Origin of the sequence: Wukongibacter baidiensis (assembly GCF_050888315.1) — a bacterium.
GTDB classification, from domain to species: Bacteria; Bacillota; Clostridia; order Peptostreptococcales; family Caminicellaceae; genus Wukongibacter; species Wukongibacter baidiensis.
In genome coordinates this window covers 2,259,899-2,280,294 of the sequence record NZ_CP138202.1, presented here as the reverse complement: position 1 = coordinate 2,280,294, position 20,396 = coordinate 2,259,899, and the positions used below count along the sequence as shown (strand labels likewise).

The 20,396-nt window shown below is 31.1% G+C and carries 22 protein-coding genes; 14 read left to right on the top strand and 8 right to left on the bottom strand.

Annotated elements, in window-relative coordinates; genetic code table 11:
• Positions 1–58: 58 nt before the first annotated feature.
• The 3 genes from yeiL to R9X47_RS10320 all read left to right on the top strand — a co-directional run bounded on the left by yeiL (position 59) and on the right by R9X47_RS10320 (position 1,737).
• Entirely contained in the window at positions 59–727 is a 669-nt protein-coding gene (gene yeiL, locus R9X47_RS10330) for a transcriptional regulator YeiL (protein WP_432666740.1), read from the top strand.
• Between the two features lie 17 nt (positions 728–744).
• A complete protein-coding gene (locus tag R9X47_RS10325; RefSeq protein ID WP_432666739.1) occupies positions 745–858 on the top strand; it encodes a BhlA/UviB family holin-like peptide in 114 nt (37 codons plus the stop codon).
• Positions 859–1,017: 159 nt separating this feature from the next.
• Positions 1,018–1,737 (top strand): hypothetical protein, encoded by a 720-nt coding sequence (locus R9X47_RS10320; RefSeq protein WP_432666738.1) that lies wholly within the window; start codon positions 1,018–1,020, stop codon positions 1,735–1,737.
• Positions 1,738–1,827: 90 nt separating this feature from the next.
• Here R9X47_RS10320 and R9X47_RS10315 read toward each other — a convergent pair whose 3' ends face one another.
• Positions 1,828–2,523, bottom strand: coding sequence for a hypothetical protein (locus tag R9X47_RS10315; RefSeq protein ID WP_432666737.1), 696 nt, complete (start codon positions 2,521–2,523; stop codon positions 1,828–1,830).
• A 189-nt stretch (positions 2,524–2,712) separates the two neighbouring features.
• Between R9X47_RS10315 and R9X47_RS10310 the strand changes: the two genes are divergently transcribed.
• Together R9X47_RS10310 and R9X47_RS10305 are read left to right on the top strand one after the other, a co-directional pair.
• Positions 2,713–3,732, top strand: a complete 1,020-nt coding sequence (locus R9X47_RS10310; RefSeq protein WP_432666736.1) for a DUF362 domain-containing protein — start codon at positions 2,713–2,715, stop codon at positions 3,730–3,732.
• A gap of 184 nt (positions 3,733–3,916) precedes the next feature.
• Positions 3,917–4,267, top strand: coding sequence for a tRNA-binding protein (locus tag R9X47_RS10305; RefSeq protein ID WP_432666735.1), 351 nt, complete (start codon positions 3,917–3,919; stop codon positions 4,265–4,267).
• A gap of 113 nt (positions 4,268–4,380) precedes the next feature.
• Here the strand turns inward: R9X47_RS10305 and R9X47_RS10300 are convergent, their stop codons facing one another.
• Positions 4,381–5,334: a hypothetical protein gene (locus R9X47_RS10300; RefSeq protein ID WP_432666734.1), complete on the bottom strand. Its 954-nt coding sequence runs from the start codon at positions 5,332–5,334 to the stop codon at positions 4,381–4,383.
• Positions 5,335–5,602: 268 nt separating this feature from the next.
• Between R9X47_RS10300 and R9X47_RS10295 the strand changes: the two genes are divergently transcribed.
• A complete protein-coding gene (locus R9X47_RS10295) occupies positions 5,603–5,986 on the top strand; it encodes a hypothetical protein (RefSeq protein WP_432666733.1) in 384 nt (127 codons plus the stop codon).
• A gap of 143 nt (positions 5,987–6,129) precedes the next feature.
• Here the strand turns inward: R9X47_RS10295 and R9X47_RS10290 are convergent, their stop codons facing one another.
• From R9X47_RS10290 to R9X47_RS10275, 4 genes are all read right to left on the bottom strand, one after another.
• Positions 6,130–8,196, bottom strand: a complete 2,067-nt coding sequence (locus tag R9X47_RS10290) for a hypothetical protein (protein WP_432666732.1) — start codon at positions 8,194–8,196, stop codon at positions 6,130–6,132.
• A 232-nt stretch (positions 8,197–8,428) separates the two neighbouring features.
• On the bottom strand, positions 8,429–8,686 hold the full coding sequence (locus tag R9X47_RS10285; protein WP_432666730.1) for a hypothetical protein: 258 nt from the start codon (positions 8,684–8,686) through the stop codon (positions 8,429–8,431).
• A gap of 764 nt (positions 8,687–9,450) precedes the next feature.
• On the bottom strand, positions 9,451–9,990 hold the full coding sequence (locus R9X47_RS10280) for a GNAT family N-acetyltransferase (RefSeq protein ID WP_432666728.1): 540 nt from the start codon (positions 9,988–9,990) through the stop codon (positions 9,451–9,453).
• A 170-nt stretch (positions 9,991–10,160) separates the two neighbouring features.
• A complete protein-coding gene (locus R9X47_RS10275; RefSeq protein WP_432666726.1) occupies positions 10,161–10,766 on the bottom strand; it encodes a DUF4360 domain-containing protein in 606 nt (201 codons plus the stop codon).
• A gap of 258 nt (positions 10,767–11,024) precedes the next feature.
• Between R9X47_RS10275 and R9X47_RS10270 the strand changes: the two genes are divergently transcribed.
• Positions 11,025–12,239, top strand: a complete 1,215-nt coding sequence (locus R9X47_RS10270; protein ID WP_432666724.1) for a stalk domain-containing protein — start codon at positions 11,025–11,027, stop codon at positions 12,237–12,239.
• Between the two features lie 172 nt (positions 12,240–12,411).
• Here the strand turns inward: R9X47_RS10270 and R9X47_RS10265 are convergent, their stop codons facing one another.
• The gene (locus R9X47_RS10265) at positions 12,412–12,828 is read right to left on the bottom strand and encodes a bacteriohemerythrin (protein ID WP_432666722.1); all 417 of its coding nucleotides are present in this window, start codon (positions 12,826–12,828) and stop codon (positions 12,412–12,414) included.
• Positions 12,829–13,045: 217 nt separating this feature from the next.
• Here R9X47_RS10265 and R9X47_RS10260 point away from each other — a divergent pair, with 217 nt between their 5' ends.
• The 3 genes from R9X47_RS10260 to R9X47_RS10250 all read left to right on the top strand — a co-directional run bounded on the left by R9X47_RS10260 (position 13,046) and on the right by R9X47_RS10250 (position 15,288).
• Positions 13,046–13,720 carry a class I SAM-dependent methyltransferase gene (locus R9X47_RS10260; RefSeq protein ID WP_432666720.1) on the top strand — a complete coding sequence of 225 codons (675 nt, stop codon included), beginning with the start codon at positions 13,046–13,048 and terminating at the stop codon, positions 13,718–13,720.
• A 244-nt stretch (positions 13,721–13,964) separates the two neighbouring features.
• Positions 13,965–14,393: a MarR family winged helix-turn-helix transcriptional regulator gene (locus R9X47_RS10255; protein WP_432666718.1), complete on the top strand. Its 429-nt coding sequence runs from the start codon at positions 13,965–13,967 to the stop codon at positions 14,391–14,393.
• A 61-nt stretch (positions 14,394–14,454) separates the two neighbouring features.
• Positions 14,455–15,288, top strand: coding sequence for an alpha/beta fold hydrolase (locus tag R9X47_RS10250; protein ID WP_432666716.1), 834 nt, complete (start codon positions 14,455–14,457; stop codon positions 15,286–15,288).
• A gap of 174 nt (positions 15,289–15,462) precedes the next feature.
• Here R9X47_RS10250 and R9X47_RS10245 read toward each other — a convergent pair whose 3' ends face one another.
• On the bottom strand, positions 15,463–16,194 hold the full coding sequence (locus R9X47_RS10245; RefSeq protein ID WP_432666714.1) for a MerR family transcriptional regulator: 732 nt from the start codon (positions 16,192–16,194) through the stop codon (positions 15,463–15,465).
• 102 nt (positions 16,195–16,296) lie between these two features.
• Between R9X47_RS10245 and R9X47_RS10240 the strand changes: the two genes are divergently transcribed.
• The 4 genes from R9X47_RS10240 (at position 16,297) to R9X47_RS10225 (ending at position 20,351) form a co-directional block, all read left to right on the top strand.
• Complete coding sequence (locus R9X47_RS10240) at positions 16,297–17,610, top strand: MATE family efflux transporter (RefSeq protein ID WP_432666712.1); 1,314 nt, start codon at positions 16,297–16,299, stop codon at positions 17,608–17,610.
• A gap of 353 nt (positions 17,611–17,963) precedes the next feature.
• Entirely contained in the window at positions 17,964–18,419 is a 456-nt protein-coding gene (locus tag R9X47_RS10235) for a GNAT family N-acetyltransferase (protein WP_432666710.1), read from the top strand.
• Between the two features lie 129 nt (positions 18,420–18,548).
• Complete coding sequence (locus tag R9X47_RS10230) at positions 18,549–19,496, top strand: L-lactate dehydrogenase (protein ID WP_432666708.1); 948 nt, start codon at positions 18,549–18,551, stop codon at positions 19,494–19,496.
• Positions 19,497–19,817: 321 nt separating this feature from the next.
• Positions 19,818–20,351, top strand: a complete 534-nt coding sequence (locus R9X47_RS10225) for a nitroreductase family protein (protein WP_432666706.1) — start codon at positions 19,818–19,820, stop codon at positions 20,349–20,351.
• Positions 20,352–20,396 lie beyond the last annotated feature (45 nt).

Here is a 20,396-nt window from a genome sequence, read left to right as displayed (position 1 = left end):
TAGTTTACAATATAACTACATATAATAATATGAGAAATCTCATATATTGGAGGAGATTATGAAAAAAAAGTGTTTAGAAGAATATAAGCATATATTAAAAAATAAAGATATATTTGAACTTAAGGATGTTTTCCAAAACATATATAGCAAAATGCAAGTAGAAGTGTTTTCTCCAAAAGAGAAAATAATATTTTTTAATAAAAAAGTTGACAAACTTTTCTATTTAATTGATGGGAAAGCTAAAATTAATATGGTGCATGAAGACGGAAAAAGTTCTATAATACAATTTTTGCAATCAGGGGATTTTATCGGTGAGTTAACGTTAATAGAGATTGAAAAACAACCTAAAGATGTTATTGCTATAAGTAAATGTGTTTGCATATCTGTCCCTCTTGCAGATGCTAAAAAAGAATTGTTGTGTAATGAACAATTTCTTCTATATCTGAATAAATACCTAGGTGGTAAATTATTAAAAAGAACAAAGTTCTTTGCTAAAAATCAAAATTACGAATTACAAAATCGTTTAGCAGCATACATCATTTTGACTGAGAACGATGGTGTCTATAATGAAAAACATACTGAAACAGCAGAATTTCTAGGCATAAGTTATAGGCATCTTCTTTTTACTTTGAAGAGATTTCAAGAGCAAAAGTTATTAGTTAAGTTAAAGAGAGGATATGAGATAGATAAAAAGAAATTACTTATTTTAGCTAAAGACATATATTAAATGATAAAGTTAGACGGGTGTCTGTGGATGGTTCTATCATATCTAATTTAACAGATAAGTTAAATTGGAGTGAAGATGTAAAAAAAGATGTTGAGGAGATAAAAGAAAATTCTTTTAAGGATGAAGTGTAAAGCAAGTAAATTACAGAGGTCTAGTAATTTGCAAAAAAAGTTTTTAGGAAAATTTTAAATTAGGGGTTTACGTTTTGGGTAAAAAATTCGTCTTTTATATACGAGAGGTGCTTAACCGGTTAAACACTCTTACTAAATAAAATTTAAAGGAGTGTTTTTATGTCTATATCAACATCATTAAAAAAGAAACTACTGAATAATACAGGATTTTTTGAAGGAAATAAAGGTTATTCCACTGTAAGTGGAAACTTTGATGGGCAAGGTATTTCTTTTGGGATTATACAATTTAATTTTGGACAAGGATCTTTGGAACCGTTGTTAAAAGATTATATCAATGATTATGAATCAGAGTATAACTCAGTGTTTGGATCAAAGGCACAAGAATTAAAAAAGGTTGTGTTTGACTATAGCAAATCGCAACAAATTTCATGGGGAGGTAGCATAACTGCAAGTGACAACTATAATTTAAAGAGTGAATGGAAAGCTCTTTTTGAAGATATGGGATCAAAATTGAACAATCAAAACTTGCAAGTAAAACATGCTCAATCATATTTTAATAGAGCATTATCACTTGCTAGTCAATATGAGATTACTAGTACTCAAGGATTAGCATTTTTATTTGACCAATCAGTTCATGAATGGAGCTGGTCTGAATCTGATTCAGTTGTTAAAGAAGATCTTTTATATTGGGCAGATGAGTATTTTCGTATAGAGAAAAAAAGAATGCCGGATTCTGATCGTTGCGGAACACTGTTAAGCTATGTAAGGACTCGAGACGGTAAAAACAGGAGGACTGCAATAAGGAACGGCAGTGGTACAGTACATGAGAAAGATTATGATGTATCTGATTTCGGGCTATCGTTTTCTGATACTTTCTAATTAAATATTAATTATTAAGCAACTCCTCACTTACTATTTGCTTAGTATAGTGAGGAGTCGTTTATATTTAGAGTTCTCTCAATAGGATTTTCAATGAATTTTTCCTACAATTTTACGAGTTCTCTTTTGCTTAGATTTAAACCATTGATCCAATGTATTAAAGTCAGTATTTTTTATGTCGGGAACAATGATTTCTAAAGTTTCATTATCCAACCATATATATTTTAATATTGGCAATGTAAAAGATTCAATTACTTTATCTATCTCTACTGTTTCTAAAGTTATAGATTCAACTACTACTAAGTCATTTCTTATAACTTCTGGACCTTCGTGTCTCCCAAAGAGAAAAGCTATATATTTTTTATTAGGAGAATTCATGAAATTCTGATACATACTTGCCTCTGACAATAACTTTGAGGAAAAAGAACCATCTTCATTTTTTTTTAGCAAAAGATTATTACTTAATTTTATTCCTCCTCCATAAGATATTATGTAATATTCATTATTGTTTAATTTTATTAAATCTGTTAGTTTAATTCTACCAATTTCAATTTCTGGGTCAGAACTATTTTCTAGATATTCTTTCAATTCATAAATAGCATTTTTATTAAAAGAAATAGATTCATTATCATAAGTAAGTGTAATATAATTTTCGTCATTACTATCCTGATTAGCTTGAATTTTATTTGATGTTTTATCTTTTGTAATAACTAAAGTGAATATAGAAATAACTATAATTAAACCAACAGAAACTACTAACTTCATACTTTTTAAAGATTTCCACATACTATCTCTCCTCATACAATATGGTTAGAAGCATATTGAATACTATTTACATATTATACCATAAATTCTAATGTTTTGCTGGCTGATATAAGATAAATTTCAAGAACTGGAGCGCTACACGGATATTATTTTAAAATTATATTTTAAATATGATAGAATAGAGGAATAGTATAAATGGGAGGAATTCTAATGAGTAATGTTTACTATAAGAGATATGAAGGAAACGACCCAGAGGTTCTAAGCAAACTAGCTAAAGAGCTTTTTGAGTACATTGTAAAGTACGAAAATGTAGAGCTTGAAAAGGTAATACCTATTAAAGTACATTTCGGAGAAAAGGGAAATGTAACCTATATGTCTCCACAAAATTATAATGGTTTAATTGATGCTTTAAAAGATAGAGAAATTGATACTAGCTATATTGAAACCAATGTTCTTTATAGAGGTTCAAGAACTACTAAAGAGAATCATGTTGCCCTTGCTAAAGACCATGGTTTTACTCAGATACCTATAATAATTGCTGATGGAAATATGGGTGAAGAGGTTTATGAAGTGGAGATAAATAAGGAGTACTTTGACAAAGTAAAGTTAGGCAAGGCCTATGCAGACTACGATCAAATACTAGTTACTTCCCATTTTAAGGGTCACGCTATGGCTGGTTTTGGTGGAGCATTAAAACAATTGTCTATGGGTTTTGCATCAAGAAGTGGAAAGATGGCACAACATGCTAAGTTAAAACCGTCTGTAAAGGGTAAAAAGTGTGTATCCTGTGGAGTTTGTATAGATAAGTGTGATGTGGATGCTATACATATTGAAGATTATGCTATTATATCACCTGACAAATGTATAGGATGTGCTGGATGTATTGCAGTATGTCCAACAAGTGCAATAAGTAATGACTGGAATGGTGAAAACTTTAGAGAAAAGATTACAGAATATGCATATGGTGCTAGTTTAGATAAAAGACATATTTATATAAACTTTCTTACGAATGTAACAAAGGAATGTGACTGTATTGGTCAACATCTTGATATCATTGCTAAAGATGTAGGTGTATTTGTATCTATGGATCCTGTAGCGATTGATACAGCATGCTTAGATATTTTACAAAAAAATGAAAGTGAAGCTTTATTTGATAAGGGGAGAACGACTCTAGAGCATGCTAAGAAGATAGGTTTTGGTAGCTTAGATTATAAATTAATAGAGATATAATAACTAAAGCATCAGATAAATAGTCAGAAAGGTTCTTTAAATTTATGTTAGCTTAAGAATCTAAGCTGGCTATTTTTATTATATCGGCTTCACAATTATCAATGGGGTGGCTCTTTTGGTATATTACAAAATAATGGTATAATTAAAAAACAAAAAGTAGTGATATCTATAGGGAGGAATAAATATGTCAGGTTCAATTAAACCAAATATTTCGTTAGATGTATTAGATCAAGTTGATATAAGAGTAGGAACAATAATGGAAGTAGAGGACATAGAAAAATCCGATAAGATGGTGAAATTGGTTGTGGATTTTGGGGACTTTACAAGAAATATTCTTGTTGGAATGAAGAAGGAGAGGGAAGATGTTACAGAGGTTAAGGGAAAGCAGGCTTTGTTTGTCGTGAATCTAGCTCCTAAAAAAATGTTTGGTGAAGTTTCTGAAGGTATGCTGTTTGATATTGGATATAGCGATGGTATAGTTCCTGTTTTAGCACAACCGGAGAAGCCAGTTCCGAACGGATCGAGAGCTGGGTAAGCTTGTTAAATCTATAGCTAGAAGAGTTAGTAAAATTAATTAACTCTTCTAGCTATAGTATCTTTATAAATATTAAAATATGTTTTTGGCTAAATTTGCAGGATATACTTTTTCTACTCACTTAATGGACTTAAAATTATAAGACCTAATTTTTCTTTGCTAAAATAGTCAATATGATGATTCCTAATCTGCCCTAATTCCGTAGAATTGAGTGAAGTGCTAAGTACAAATACATCAATACTACCTGTATCGTCTACTAACTTGGCAGTAAAATAATCGTCTTTGTGGGGTGTGTAGGAACGGTAGGTGGTAAGTGCTTTAAGCGTTTCAGGTGTATCCTTTAGTTTTCGTATGTTCTCTAAATGACCTGGAACAATTAAACGCAGCACATCATCTTCAGTGCTAATTTCTTTAATATCGGAAACACCAATATTCGCTAATACCTTTGTTCCTCGGACTTTTGCGGCGTTTGTCCATCCTTCGGCTTTTGCAGATGCATTTTTTTCGTAAGTCTCGCTGTTCATGATTTCTAAAGCATTCAATTGGTAAAAATTCATATCATTTTCAAATGGAGAAAATTTTGCTTTGAAATGGGTATCACCTATACGTTTTGTAAAGTATCCAAACTTATATTCAGTACTGTTTCTGTTATTCACATAGGTTAAAAAATCATTATAAACTTTTTTCATATCTTTACTGTTTCCGTAAAAAGTTCCGACAATTGTAAATAAATTAGACCATTCTTCTTTATTAAACTGTTGTATTTGCTTTGAAGTGTAATTTAGTGGAAAGTGGAATGTTAATCCTAAATGTTTTTTCCCTTCATCGGCATAACTACTTATGGCACAAAAAACATTATCATCATCTCGCAATGAAAAAACTAAATGACCGTCGTAAAAAGATTGTTCATCTTCTATACGCCAAGTTAATTGCTGATCTGATATCACTTGTTCTACAACTTCTCTTTCTAAAGGAAAATCGTAAAGAACCTCTTCTTTGCTGCACCCAACGGCAAGAGCAATGACTAATACGCATAATAAAGCGATATATTTAATCTTTAGATACATAATTGAATCCCCCTCCAATTCATGTTATTCTCTCTTTATTTTTTTACAATGAATGATACTTCTCCACGAGATAATATCTCAATATACCTTAGTATTAAATCTAGACTAAGTATTGATAATAATATTATGACGTTATCTTAGGTATTTGTAAATATATCCAGAAAAATTAATGTTATATATAATATATAATGATGTTATAATGTTTTTTGCTATTATCAAAAAAATATAAAAGAAGTTAGTAATAATTTGTTTACAGAGGAGGATGAGTTTGAAGAAAAATCTGACTAAACTAAGAAAAATGTACATAGCAATTAGTACATTAACTATTATAGTAGGATTGATGTATGTTAATGGAATATATGGACCAACTGAAAGTGAAGTTGTGTTTTGGGGATTTATATCTATTATAATTGGGATTATAATTGCTGTGATTGGAAATAAAAGCATTTTGTTGAATTGTATGCTCTATAGTGTAAATATAGCAATGCAAGTTTTACCGATTTCTTTATGGTTTACTTTTCATGGGAGGGGAATTTCTGATGGAACTCCACCAAGTAATTTTATAGCTCATTGGATATTTTCATTACCACATATACTGATATTAGCTTTATGCAGTATAGCAATTCTTTATTCCATATACAATAAAGAATGATTTGATTATAATGTATATACTTGCACAGATTTTCACATTAAGATATAGAGGAGTATCAGAAATATTAGAGTGTAGATAAGTAGAATAGGGTAAGATAGCTTAACTTGCATGATATCTTACCCTATGATTAATCATAAACTATTCTAATTTTGTTTCAGATACTTTTCTTTTATTTCAGTAAAACTCATATTAGAATCTAGATAGTTTCTTTTTAAAATAATCCTAATCTCTTTTTCTGTATCACTTTCATTTAAGTCTTTAATAAATATGTCTCGTATTTCAGAGGAGATTTTTTCATTCATTCCATTGTTGATTACCTCTATTATTCCGGATCTTCTATCACTGTATCCATATTCCAAAGGAAAATTGTAGGCATTTTTAATATCATTTTGAATCACATAAGTGTTTAAACCTGAAAGCCCAAGATATTTATTTATTATATAGTCTAAATCTACATTATTGTTTGAATCCATAGTATCGATGATATTTATAATACTATTCTTTATTACACTTTGCATATCAGTTTTAGATGAATTCAATTCTTTAAATAATTCATCATATAATTCTTGCTTTAGAGTACCATTTTTATCATTATGACCAATATATACATCCATAATCTCATCTTCATCAACAATGGAATATAATTTCTTATCATTTAAAAGATTTGCTATTTTTATTTCTTTGTCTTTATACCCTTGGTTATTTAATTCATTCATCTCATCAGCGAATCCAATAATATAATCTTTTTTAGACTCAATTATCGCATCAAGGATTAAATTCAATATAATAGCATCCATATTTTCTGGCTTAGAATTTATTATTTCACTAATTGTTTCTTCATTTAAGTATTCTTCATATTCATTTTCTTTATCTAAAACAATTGTTACACCTTCAATTATAACAGGTAAATTATACTGACTTTCTTTAATAATCTTTAGAATATTATCATCCAACTCACTTTTCTTTAGTACTATTCTCAAATGGTCCACAATAGACCTAAAGGCAGTTTCGTACCCTAAATCTTCATAATTATAGTAAGCATATGCTATATCCTTAGGGATTATATATTGTTTGATATCACTTATTCCATAATCATAAACTATGTCTAAAAAGTCCTCATATATTTCGTCGGAATTTTCTTTGCTGATTGATTCGTAATCATTTTCAGATTCAACTACAGACTCAAGTATAGAAACTATTTCATCTAATATAGTATTGATTTCTTCTTCAGAGTATGAAAACTTTAGAGTATTAAAAATTTCCGATTCTATTGCTTCCTGTTTTGTATTATACCCTATATCAGTATATTCAGCGACATTAGCTACAGCATCATCTAAATTCCAAGTATGGCCTATATGATTATCTCTTAAGATTCTACCTATGCGGTTTGCAGCGTCATAGTATTTATTATGATCTATAGCATCAATAATTTTGTCTGCAACATTTTCTATTCTTTCCCTAAAGTATTTTTCATTCTTCTTCATGATTATTTCATCAAATAGTAATTTTACTCTTTTATCGTCATCATTTGTTTTCTTTATTACTTTTACTAGATCATTAGAATCTACAAAAACATCTAGCTGCTCGGCCATAAGATATTCGTCAAGTATTGTTTTTATATGGGTAGATTCTTTTGCATTTCCTATCCTCTGAACCACATTATTGATAGATAAAGCTAGCTGATTTTTAGTATTATACTCTTCTATTATATTTGATATATCTCGATCGATGTCTACAGAGGAAAATTTAGAATCTAATTTCATTACCTCATATTTACTAATTTCGCTATCAAGCTTATAGAATCTTAATAAGGCATCTATTTCATCGATTCTATTTATTGGGTTTTTATCTTCATAATATAAATCCTCTATCTTCGTTTCTATAGTATTTATTAATCCACTAGTAATCATATGTATCCATTGTTCTTCTTTATTGTAACTATTAACAGTTATGAAATCCTTTGGAGATCTTACCTCATCCTCATCAAATTTATAATTGTCAAATAGATCTTGAAGTTGTTCTTCTTTCTTAGTGTCATCTATAGAAGAGTTTAATATCTCTACTGCGCTATCACATATATTTGTATATAATTCAATAAATTGACCTCTATCAAAAACCTTGTCATATATTTCATAATCATCAGCAAAAGCGTTATAAGGTACTAAATTAATTAAAATCATAATTACAAGTATGTAGCATATTTTTTTCATGATATCCCCTCCATATGTAAGTTGTTAATCTCTATTTGATAATTATACCATGTTAGAATTATAACTAAGATAGCTAAGTCAGATTTTTAAGAATATTTTTAGATATGAGAGTACAGTTCACTTTTACTAAGATACCAACTTTCTTATAGTTCAATGTTACTAAATTAAACTAGCATCTAAATAAAAAGAAACTACTATAGATTAACTGATCTATAATAGTTTCCTTTATATTTTACTGGTTACAATTTGGGTGACTGTGATTTGTTAAATATGTACTTGTTTGCGTCTCACCACATTTTACGCATTCTTTTGTTATAGTAACTTGATCGGCAGTGCACATTTTCACGCGTCTATCATCATCTACAAAGGCGTGACGATTTGATTCAACTGTTCTATCAGTCATCCATGCATGAAAACAAGCCGCATTTGACAATAGTACACTTGATGCTAAAACAATAGTGATCATACTAACAGAAACTAATTTTTTCATTTCTCACTCCACCTCCATACATATATGTAATATTATACCATATATGTATTTTTGTTCAAGGGTGATTTGGGTAAACTTTTGTTAATTCTTATTAAGTTTAAAAGACAATGGGGCGGAGTAAAGGGGGGGGATGGTCACAGGTTAGAAGAAAAAGTATTTGCTCTAGCCTGTGACCTGTTTTCTTAAATCTTTGTCAAGGATGACAGCCTCTCCAGATTTATGGAGGGAAGATAGTCCCTTGACCATGCTTATTATATATAAATGAAAGTAAAGGAGACAAAGAGGCGACTGGATATACTACTGCGTAGGTTTCAATACTGTTTGTTAGATTAAGATTAGTGCCTTGAAGATTAGCTAAGATTATGTTTGAATATAACGTTGTAGTTAATAAAGAGATAGCTGAAATTTTCTTGAAATAGCATTTTTGATTATATATGTAAAAAAATGTATTGTGATACAAACTCATTATATCACGATACATTCAAGATGTAAATAAAAAAAGTGATTACATTTACTATATGTAAATTATAGGTTGGACATTGCTTACTTGATGAGTAGGAATAACATGACTAGCGCTATAATGTAAAGTAATTAAACCTGAAGTAGATATTACTAATGAAGGTGAGGTTATTGAGGTGTATATTTTTAAGAATAAAAAGAACAAGAGCTAAGGTTGTAAAACCTGTCCTTGTCCTTGATATTGCAGTAAGTTTTAAGGAAAGTAGTTGGACTTTCCCTATATACATTTTAGGAATATTATATATTTAATATTTAAAGTCATTCCAATTTACTGGAGTGGTTGTTCCTTTTTGCCAATCTTCTTTTGTTATGCCATAACCAATTGCATCATATAGTTTTCCATCTTTACCTGGCCATGCCTTTCGATAGTGAGCTTCTTTAGCAAAACCACACTTATGAAATACACATCTCATAGCATAATTATCCTGCCTTGTAGTACCTTCTATCCTTTCCTTATCAGAATAATTGTTGAATATATAATCAACAAACCAGTTTATAGCATTTGTCCCAATGCCCATACCTTTGTACTTGCTCAAAATTCTTATATCAAACAGTGGGTTACCATCTTGTAAATCATAAACCCGTATCATTCCTACTTTTGTGTCTTGGTCCGAAATAACCCAAAATGTTTTGCAGTCATCTCCAGTATAATACTGATTTTCATAGCTCGATCTAATTCTTACTGGATTTGGGTTCGGTGTTCCATGAAATTCCCAGGTGTCGGAGGTTAGAAAATCGACAAGAGTATCAATTTCATCTTTAAATTCTTCAAAGCGTATTTTCATTATCTCATCCCCCATAATAATTTGAAGTATTTTATAATGGTGTATCAAATTATAGATTATTCATAGGTTAATTATAATATTATTTTCTATATAATGTAAATAATTAAGCAAATATTGGTTTTCCTTTCTTATAATTGAGTTAGATTTGTATATCCAATGATTCAATTAATTTAACCTGTTTCAAAAACTATAGCAGTAATATTTTGATTGGTTATTGTTATTTGAGGATTTGGCGGACAACCGAGTATAACGTTTACAGTAATATTTGCTCGATAATCTTGAGATACCGGTCCATTAAAGGTCAAAATATTATTTGCATTGACGAACAGGTTTGCAAAACATTCTTGAGGTAGGTCGACAAAACCTCTAAATGTGATATCAAACTGTATTATTTGCTTCTTATTTGGTTCATCTGGAAGGAATTCAAGACCAATTGAACAACATTTTTCAACAAAGGACTGATCAGGAATATTTCCATTGGCTTCAGCCAGAAAAGCGTCAAAAAGAATAGAAGCTTGTTTTCCATCAGGTGAGATTGTGTCAGAGGTACTTCCAGCGGGACATCCATCCTGACATCCAGAGATTCCACTTGTTATGGTATCTATTATAATAGCTGCTCCATTTAATTCGGCGTCTAAAGAATCTATAGTTATTAACCCTTCTGATCCGGGACCACAAGAGACTTGAATAATGGTATCTAAATTCAAAATGAACTCATTAACTCTGCATAGTACTTCGTTAATAGTGATGCTATCATTGTTTCTATTATTATTCATAAGCACATTCACCTCTAATTTTATTTTCAATATGTTATACTTTCTAAAACGTGTCTTAAGTTAATAGGAGATCTCTCGTTTGTTAATATATTATGCAGTAGAATAAATAAAGCTTACTTTAGAATTTGGTGAGAGGCCAGGTGTAAAAAGTTGTATAACTAATGTAAGACTTATTTAAGGTTTAATTTAATAATATGTAAGTTGGAGGTTGTATAATATATTCATAGGAACAAAAAAGCATAGAAAAGGAGAATGGAGATGAAGATGAAAAAGGTAATGGGGTTATTAATCTTGATGTTGTTATGCAGCATGCTGAATCCACTAAGTATAAGTGCTGAAGCTAAGGACATTCAGGTCAAGCTGAATAATGAATCCATAGAGTTCGATGTAAAACCAGTTATATTAGAAGGAAGAACCTTAGTTCCTTTAAGAGCAATCTTTGAAAAGCTAAACATGAAAGTTGAATGGGATGAGAAAACTCGAACCGTTATTGGCGATAAAAGAGGCTTAAACCTAAAACTCCCTATAGATAGTAGAATCGCTATTAAAAATAATGAAATAATCGAAGTAGAAGTACCTGCTACAATCATTGATGGGAGAACTATGGTTCCAGTAAGATTTATAGCTGAAAGCACAGGGGCAAAGGTTGACTGGAATGCTGATAATAATACTGTACATATTTCAACTGAGATAGAAGAAGTTATTGTAAATAATGCTGAAGAGTTTGTAAGGGCTATAGGTCCAAACAAAAAAATTATATTAAAGGAAAACCAAGATTTTAATCTAAAGGGGGAAAACATTTATAAGGTTGAAAACCCTTATATCGATTGGAATAGTGAGTTTGACGGTAGGGAATTGGTAATCCGAGATGTAAACAATCTAACAATTGAGGGTGCTGGAGATGTTAATGTCAATATACTAGTTGAGCCTAGATATGCAGATGTTCTTACTTTTAACAATTGTACAAATATAAAAATTATAAATATTAATGCAGGACATACACCTGAAAAAGGGTATTGTACAGGGGGCGTATTCGTATTTAATGATTGTATAGATGTACAGATTGAAAATACTAGATTATTTGGTTGTGGAATTTTAGGTTTAGATTTATCAAGGGTAGACGGTTTTAAATTTACCAATTCTATAATCACAGAATGCAGTGATGGTATTATGACTATCTCTGATTCAAAGAATATAAGCTTTGTGAATAGTAAGTTTATAAAGAATGAAGGCTATTACACAATGATTAAAATGAATAATAGCGCAGCAACCTTTACTCAATGTGATTTTACGGATAATATTTCGGTAACTAAGCATGGTGAACCATCATTATTTGATATTTCATCGGATGAAAAAATAACAATAAAGGATTCCAATGTATTGAGAAATAAGACAAAGATTTTCACAAATAAACCTGATCAATTAGAGCTAGATAATATAACGTTTGATGAAAATTCTTTTGATGAGAAATAGATAATTAGCAATATACATCGAAGGAGAAGTTTTCTATAAACTTAGACGGATATGCTAATTACTGAAATGAAATAATAACGTTGTATATCAACGGATAAAGTTATTGATAATGGAGAATAAAAAAGGCTTTAAATATACTAATATTGTTGTATATTTAAAGCCTTTCTTGATCTTAAAATATTCCTTTTTCTTTAAAATCGTCGGCATACTTACGATCAGAAATGAGGATATGGCTGCTAATCCATTCGGATAAGAAATCAAGAATATCTAATATTGCTTTTTCTTGGTCAGCATCTACATTTTCTTCAGACATACTTGTAATCTTATCAACATAAAAGTTGTGTTCCTTATGTTGATGGGTAATCCCCAGATATTCATATTTTTCCATAAGCTCTTCTTCGTATTCAAAATGGTACTTTGTATAATCTAGCAGTTCATCTACAATCGACATTATTTCATCGTAATGATCATAGCCATCGTTTAAAGTTGCAAGCTCATAAGCTCGATTTCCTATTTCAAATAATTTTTTATGTTGAGTATCGATTGCGGGTATATTCAGACTATACCGTTCCTTCCATTTAAATGACATCTACTTGTCCCCCTTTTGTTTTATATAATCTACTAACCTATATATACCAATTTAAGAAAAAATTAAACAAATATTTTATAGTTTTTAAAATATGAGTTATCATATAGTAAATAGGAGTAATTATCATAAAAACAAATAATATTTACATAAAAGGAGGTAAAAAAGGCAAGCATTATTTGATTATGCTTTACTAAAAATATAAGGGGGATTATTGAGAATGGAGAACAATTATTATGCGCAAAATCTAAACTCACAAAAGCTGTTTAAGGTGTACGAAACAAAGATACCTAGAGTAAAGCAGTATTTGGATGCAGAAATTTCTTTTGTTAGAGATAATCTTACAGGCAGTGAAAGAGTTTTGGAATTAGGTGCGGGTTACGGGCGTATTGTAAAGGAATTGGCGGGTAATTGTAAATCAATTGTTGGTATCGACATCTCCGATGAAAGTGTTTCATTAGGTAATGAATACTTGAAGGATAATTCTAATGCGGAAATGGTGGCTATGGACGTACATAACCTTACATTCGAAGAAAAGTTCGATGTAGTATGCTGTCTTCAAAACGGTCTGTCTGCAATGAAGATTACATCGTCGGATTTGATTGAAAAGATTTTAGGTATGGTTGTGAATGGTGGGAAGGTTTATTTTAGCACTTACAGTGAAAGATTTTGGGATTATAGAGTAATGTGGTTTAAAGAGCAGGCTGACAAAGGATTGTTGGATGAGATTGATCTAGATAAGACTAAAGATGGAGTTATAATTTGCAAGGACGGTTTTAGAGCAATTACCCATACACCAGGGGATTTGAAAAGGATTGGAGATTTATCAGGGTATGAGTATCGAATACAAGAGGTAGATGAGTCAAGCGTTTTTCTTGTTATTCATAAGAAATAGATTGAAGAAATGAACAGAGTTTTAAAAGAAAAGATAGTGTGAGGGCTTATCTAGCCCTCGTCTTATCTTTTTTATTTAGATAAAATGTAAATTGGCTGTTCCAAGCTTGCTAAGATACCAAGAAAAGGTACTGGTCTGATGTATCCTAACTAAAAAACATATCATGAGTTGGCAGAGAATTAAGGATTGACAAAAGAAATGATGAGTAGTAAACTATGATTAGAATTCTAATTATAGAGGTGGTATGTTGAAACTACATTTAATGAACAAGATAGGTAGGGCCTATCTGACCTGGACAAGAAAACTACAACGTGAGCTTGTTCCCCATGGTATTACATTGAAGCAGCAATTTGTTTTAAGACAATTGAAAAGGAAATCATTTTTATATCCATTTCAGATAGCAGAAATGCTATATTGTGATCGTCCTACTGCATCAGTAATTATTAAGAACCTAGAAAAAAAGGGCTGGGTTAAAAAAGAAAAAGACCCAGAAAACGCAAAGCAGTATAGGATATTTATCACTGAGGATGGACTTACAAAATTCGAGTCCTTAAATGGTGCCTCGGGGCCTGATGATATGGATCGATTTGATCCTTTGAAATGTCTAAGTCATGAGGAACGGGAACAATTGGATCAATTGATTATGAAAGTATTAAAACATATGGAGCCCTAATCGTAGGGTTTATTTTTAGATTTATAGTTAGAGTTCTAATCAATAAAAGGGGTGGAGTATTATGAATAAAGTAAGAATCTACAGAAATGTTGCTAGCTTGAAGAGTATTGACATGTTTTACTTTGATACAAAAACCGAAGGGCCAACTATTCTTTGCCTTCACGGAAGATGGGGAAGGGCGGAAACCTGGGTTGATTTTATCAAGCACTATGGAAAACAATACAGAATTATTGCACCTGATCAAAGAGGTCATGGATTGAGTAGTAAACCCGTATCGAAATATACGGCCGAAGAAATGTCGGAGGATATAATTGAATTACTAAATTTTCTAAAGATAGACTCGGTAATCTTAGTAGGTCATTCCATGGGCGGAGGAGTGGCTGGATATTTAACGGCACTATATCCTAAGTTTGTAAAGGCATTAGCGATACTTGATAAATCTGCATCGGGGCCTGGGAAACCAAACGGATTGACCTTAGAGCAAATCAAAGATATTGACCCTTTTACAAAGGATTGGCCCTTGCCATTTTCCAGTTTAAGTGAAGCAAAACAATTTATTAAACAATCTACGGATTCGGATTTGAGCTATCAATATTTCATGAACAGTTTGATTGAAACAGTAGAGGGTTACGAGATGATGTTCAGTTCTCAGGCTATGGCTGCAAATATTGCATATAATGAAAGTTGGTTTCATCTATTACCGAGTATAAAGTGTCCGGTATTGTTGATTAGAGCAAACTCCCAAGAAGGAATACCAGATGAAGACTTTATGAAGATGCAATCTTTAATTCCAAATTGCATTGCCAACGAAATGTCGCATCCCGACCACAACGTTCATTTGGGAAATAAGAAAGAATTTTATGGGTATTTTGACGAATTTTTGAAGAGTGTATAAGAATATCAAGGCAATGAGGCAGCTAACGTTATATATTCAAATTAATGGATGTTACATATGTTAAGATGATATTAGAGATAATCAAATAGATAAACAGCTAATTAATTTGATTAAAATTCAGATGAATTAGCTGTTTATCAGAACTACCAAACTGTATTACACTGCATTATAATCCTAGTCAACGTAACCTTTTACAGCGGCATAGAATTCTATATAATCGAAATCATTAAAGAAAAGCTGCTTTAAATCATGTACTTCAACAATTTCTCCTACAAGCTTTAGATTATTTTTTTTAGCAAATCTGTTGATTAGATCTATGTAGTTGTTACCATCAATTAAATCTTCCCTAGGGTAGAAGAAATGTATAAAGGCATCATGGGGATAAACAAAATCTTCATCTTCACAAACTTCTATATGAACATCATACCCCTCTAAGGTTTTTGTTTCGAAGGTGGTTATAAATAGTTGTTTGGTTTGCATAATCTTTGAAACTGAAAAATTAGAAGGGAGGTTTGTATCCACTCTTTTGAGCCTAAACACCTTTTTAATAAGTTCTAAATTTACTTCTCTTAAAGTTGGCATTTCATTAGCCTGTTTTAATACATCTCTTTGATAGCTCAGTTTTTTAATTTCGTCATCTATTTGATTAATATGGTTATATACAAGATTTTTTTTATCATCAATAGTATCTTTTTTTAGTAGTTCCTTAATCTCTGATATACTGAATCCCAAGTCTCTATAAAAGCTAATTTTGTATGTGTTTAAGTAGTCTTGGTCTGTAAATACGCTATAGTTATTATCATCCCTTTTAATATCAAGCAGACCTTTCTTCGCCCAATGCCTAATGGTATCTTTACTAATTCCTATAAAATTACTTACCTGTCCCATTCTATATCTGTTATTCATAAGTGAGTATCACCCTCCTAGAAATATTGTATCATTATTTTTAAATTTTATGTTGACTGTTGACTTGGTCTACACCTTAAAATCTATCTTGAGGTGATGAAAATGAATAAAAAAGAATTTATACAAAACTATAGGGAATATTCCCATAGGGTTATGACCACAAAGGTCGTAATGGCACTTGCTTCAAGTGCTGACCACATTATAGCAGCAACATTTATTAGTTCAGCAGTTCTTGCAGCCTTAACATTGATAAATCCAATGGTATTTTTTATATTTGCCTTTGCATTTATGTTTGCATCTGGATTAGGATCCTATATTGGTTTGCTTATAGGAAAAAAAGAGATTGATAAGGCTAATAAAACTGCCAGTTTTATATTACTAATTTTTACGGCTATAGCAGCAGTCTTAGCAGTTTTCACTTCTGTTAATGCAAGTAAAGTTGCTAGTTTGCTGGGGGCTTCAGGTGATTATCATAGGATTGCAACTATGTATTTGAAATACCTGTCAATTGCTTTCTTCCCTCAGATGATATCTGTGGTTTTAGATGGCTTAATTATGAATGATGGAAGTCCAAAGTATAATTTTAGAGTAAATATTACCACATTGGTAATGAACGTTGTGTTGAATATGCTTTTTATTATAGTTTTCAAACAAGGTGTAAAGGGCTTAGCTGTAGCAACTCTCATAAGTCACAGCTACCACCTTATTGCAGATATTTATTATCTAGCATATAAATCAAAAACAATAAAAATCAGAATACCTAAAAAGAACTACAAGGCACTTAAGAGAGTTTTATATAATGGAAGTAGTGACTTTCTGGGCGTTTTTATTGAAGCTATAATGGTTTATGTTGTTAATCTATCGATACTAAAATTCTTGCCAAATGAATACCTTGAGGCATATGCAGCCTCAGCAATATTTACTTTATTTATTACCAAGATTTATCTTGGATCACAGTATGGATTACAACCTATATCTTCTAAACTAATGGGACAAGAAAAATACGATGAACTCAGACAGCTTTTTGCTTTCTCGGTTAAGAGAAGTGCACTATATGCAATTGGTTTCTATGTTGCTTTAATTCCTGTTGCATGGTTTGGATTACCATATTTTTTAGATAATCCTGAGATTGTAAAAATTGCTTTTATCCTATATTTAGGAGTTGGTTTTGCGATATTATTATCAAATATAGGAATACAATCTTCTATTTTCTTTACATCTATTAATAGACCAATAGAATCATTAGCTATAGCTGTGATAAGAACTTTAATTCTAATTCCTATATTTAGTTATACTATGATTTGGATGTTTAAGTTTACTGGAATCACTCTTGGATTTTTAATCCCTGAAATCCTATTGTCTATAGGTTTCATGTATTATTTCAAGAGGTTGGATTTATCACGCTTAAAGGTATAGATTAATAAAGATAAGATCTACAGATGATGAAGTGTATGAATTTACAAAGGGCATAATTAATAAAATAGAAGAACAATGGGTTGAGGTTTCTAGCTCAATAATTAGTGTAACACATAAGATGTTTGGGCTAACAAGGGAGTTTGATTTTATTATGTATATAATCCAAAATAAGGAGATATAATAACTGAAGATTTTTTAGCAAATAAAAGTTACTTTAAAGAATATTTCCTTAGAATGATAATGCAGAGTGTTTTCATTGGATTAATATTGTATATGATAATTTAAGTCAACTATATAATGACAATCTTAATTTTACTGATTATAAGAGAATATTATAAGATGGGGGTAGAGATATGAATTCAAAAAAGTGGAATATACGAAAAGCTATTATTGATGATGCAAGGAATCTTAAAAGTTGTATGGACATGGCTTACTCAAAGTACTTGGATAGGCTGGGGGGAAAGCGACTTCCACCTATGGATGTTGATTATGAAGAGGAAATAGCCTCTTATCCTGTCTGGGTCGCTGAATCCGACAAAGAGATAGTAGGTGGTTTGATTTTAACCTTTGAAGATGACTATACTACAATATCAAATGTGGCAGTACGTCCTGATTTTCAGGGAAAAGGTCTAGGACGAGGGCTGATGGATTTCGCTGAATCAGAAGCAAAAAGCAGAGGATATTCGGAAATACGTTTAGCAACTCATGTATTATTGACCGAGAATATCTCCTTTTATCTTAAATTGGGGTGGATAGAGATTGGTCGTGATGATATCCGTGTTTACATGAAAAAAAATATTAGCGTTTAATAAAGGGTAATCTAAGAGATAGCTGTTATGTTTTTAATAAATTAGGGTATATTTTAAAATGAATTCAATTTGACATTGAACCTAAATTGTATATACAACAAATATTATAGATGAAGGGAGTGGTGAAACATGGAGAAAAGAGGAAATAAAGTAGTTGTTATAGGAACTGGATTCGTTGGTTCTACCGCAGCCTTTACATTGATGCATTCTAGCTTAATCTCTGAGATGGTTCTTATTGATATTAACAACAAGAAAGCTGAAGGCGAAGCTATGGATTTAAATCACGGTTTATCCTTTGTAAAGCCTATGGATATTCGTGTAGGCGATTATTCTGACTGTAAGGATGCTGATATAATTATTATGACTGCAGGACCTAGTATGGAACCGGGTCAAACCCGTTTAGACTTAGCCAATAAAAACACTGCTATTATAAAAAGCATTATGGAAAATATCTCGAAATATACTAGAGATGCTATCATCCTTGTAGCCACTAATCCAGTAGATATATTAACATATGTTGCAGCAAAAAGTGTTGGATATGAAGAATCTAAAATAATTGGATCAGGTACTGTACTAGATAGCTCGAGATTCCGCTACCTTTTAAGTAAACACTTCAACGTTGATGCAAGAAATGTTCATGGCTATATTATAGGTGAACATGGCGATAGCGAAGTGGCTGTTTGGAGCCTAGCAAATATCGGTGGTATGAAACTCGATCAATATTGCCCTATATGTTCTAATGCATTTACTTCAGATGATAAGAATAAGATTTTTGAAAATGTTAGGGATGCGGGATATCACATTTTAGAACGTAAAGATGCCACTTATTATGGGGTTGCATTAACAATAAGGCGGATTACCGAAGCTATTTTAAGAAATGAAAACGCAATTTTAACAGTATCTAGTGTAATCAATGGGCAATATGGAATTGATGATATTGCATTAAGCTTGCCGACTATTGTGAATCGACAGGGTATACACAAGGTTTTAGAGCTACCCCTTGAAGAAAGTGAAGTAAGCTTACTACATGCTTCCGCTTACAAGCTGAAGCAGATACTAAAAGACTTGAAGTTTTAAGTTTATTATTTAAAAAAGTACTGGGAAATCAACCTAGTACTTTTTTTGTACTTTAAAACGATTAGGCTATGGCTTCTATGATCAAAGAAGATTTTTAATTTAATAAAATAGAATAGATTTTACCAGCTAACTCTAAAAAATTAAAGTAGATCATTAGTTTAACGCATAAAGTTGTTAATGATATTCTTGAGAAAAGTAGCATAAGATAAATTCCCAAAATCATATAGATAAGGTAAAATATTATTAGAATATAAATATATTGTAGTAAATATTTTTTGTAATATGCTGTGAGAAAATAAGGAAAGTAGAAAGGAGATAAATATGTATAGCTTATTAAAAAACAGACGTAGCATTAGAAGGTATAAAGAGGAAAAAATAAGTGAAGGGGCTGTGGAGATATTACTCAAATCAATACTTAGGTCTCCATCAGGTAAGAACATTAATCCTTGGGAGGTTATTTATATAGATAACAAGGAGACTATATCAAAGTTATCTGTTTCCAAGGCTAAAGGTGGTAAATTTTTAGCAGGAGCGCCTCAGTGTCTATTAATATTAGTAGATGAAACTAAAACGGATATATGGATTGAAGACGCAGCTATAGCTACAACTATAGCACATTTGACTGCTGAATCTCTTGGATTGGGATCATGCTGGATTCAAATTAGAAATAGGCTTACATCGGAGGGCGTAGATTCAGAAGAGTATGTAAGAGAGTTGATGGACCTACCTTCTAATATAAGAGTGGAAGCAATAATTGCCTTTGGATATCCTGATGAAGAGAAAAAACCACACTCAGAGGAGGGGTTACAGTTAGATAAAATCTTTAGAAATGAATATGGTAAGAATTATTTTTAAGGTTAAAATACATATGGTTATATGAGAGGATATAAGAAAGTTAAG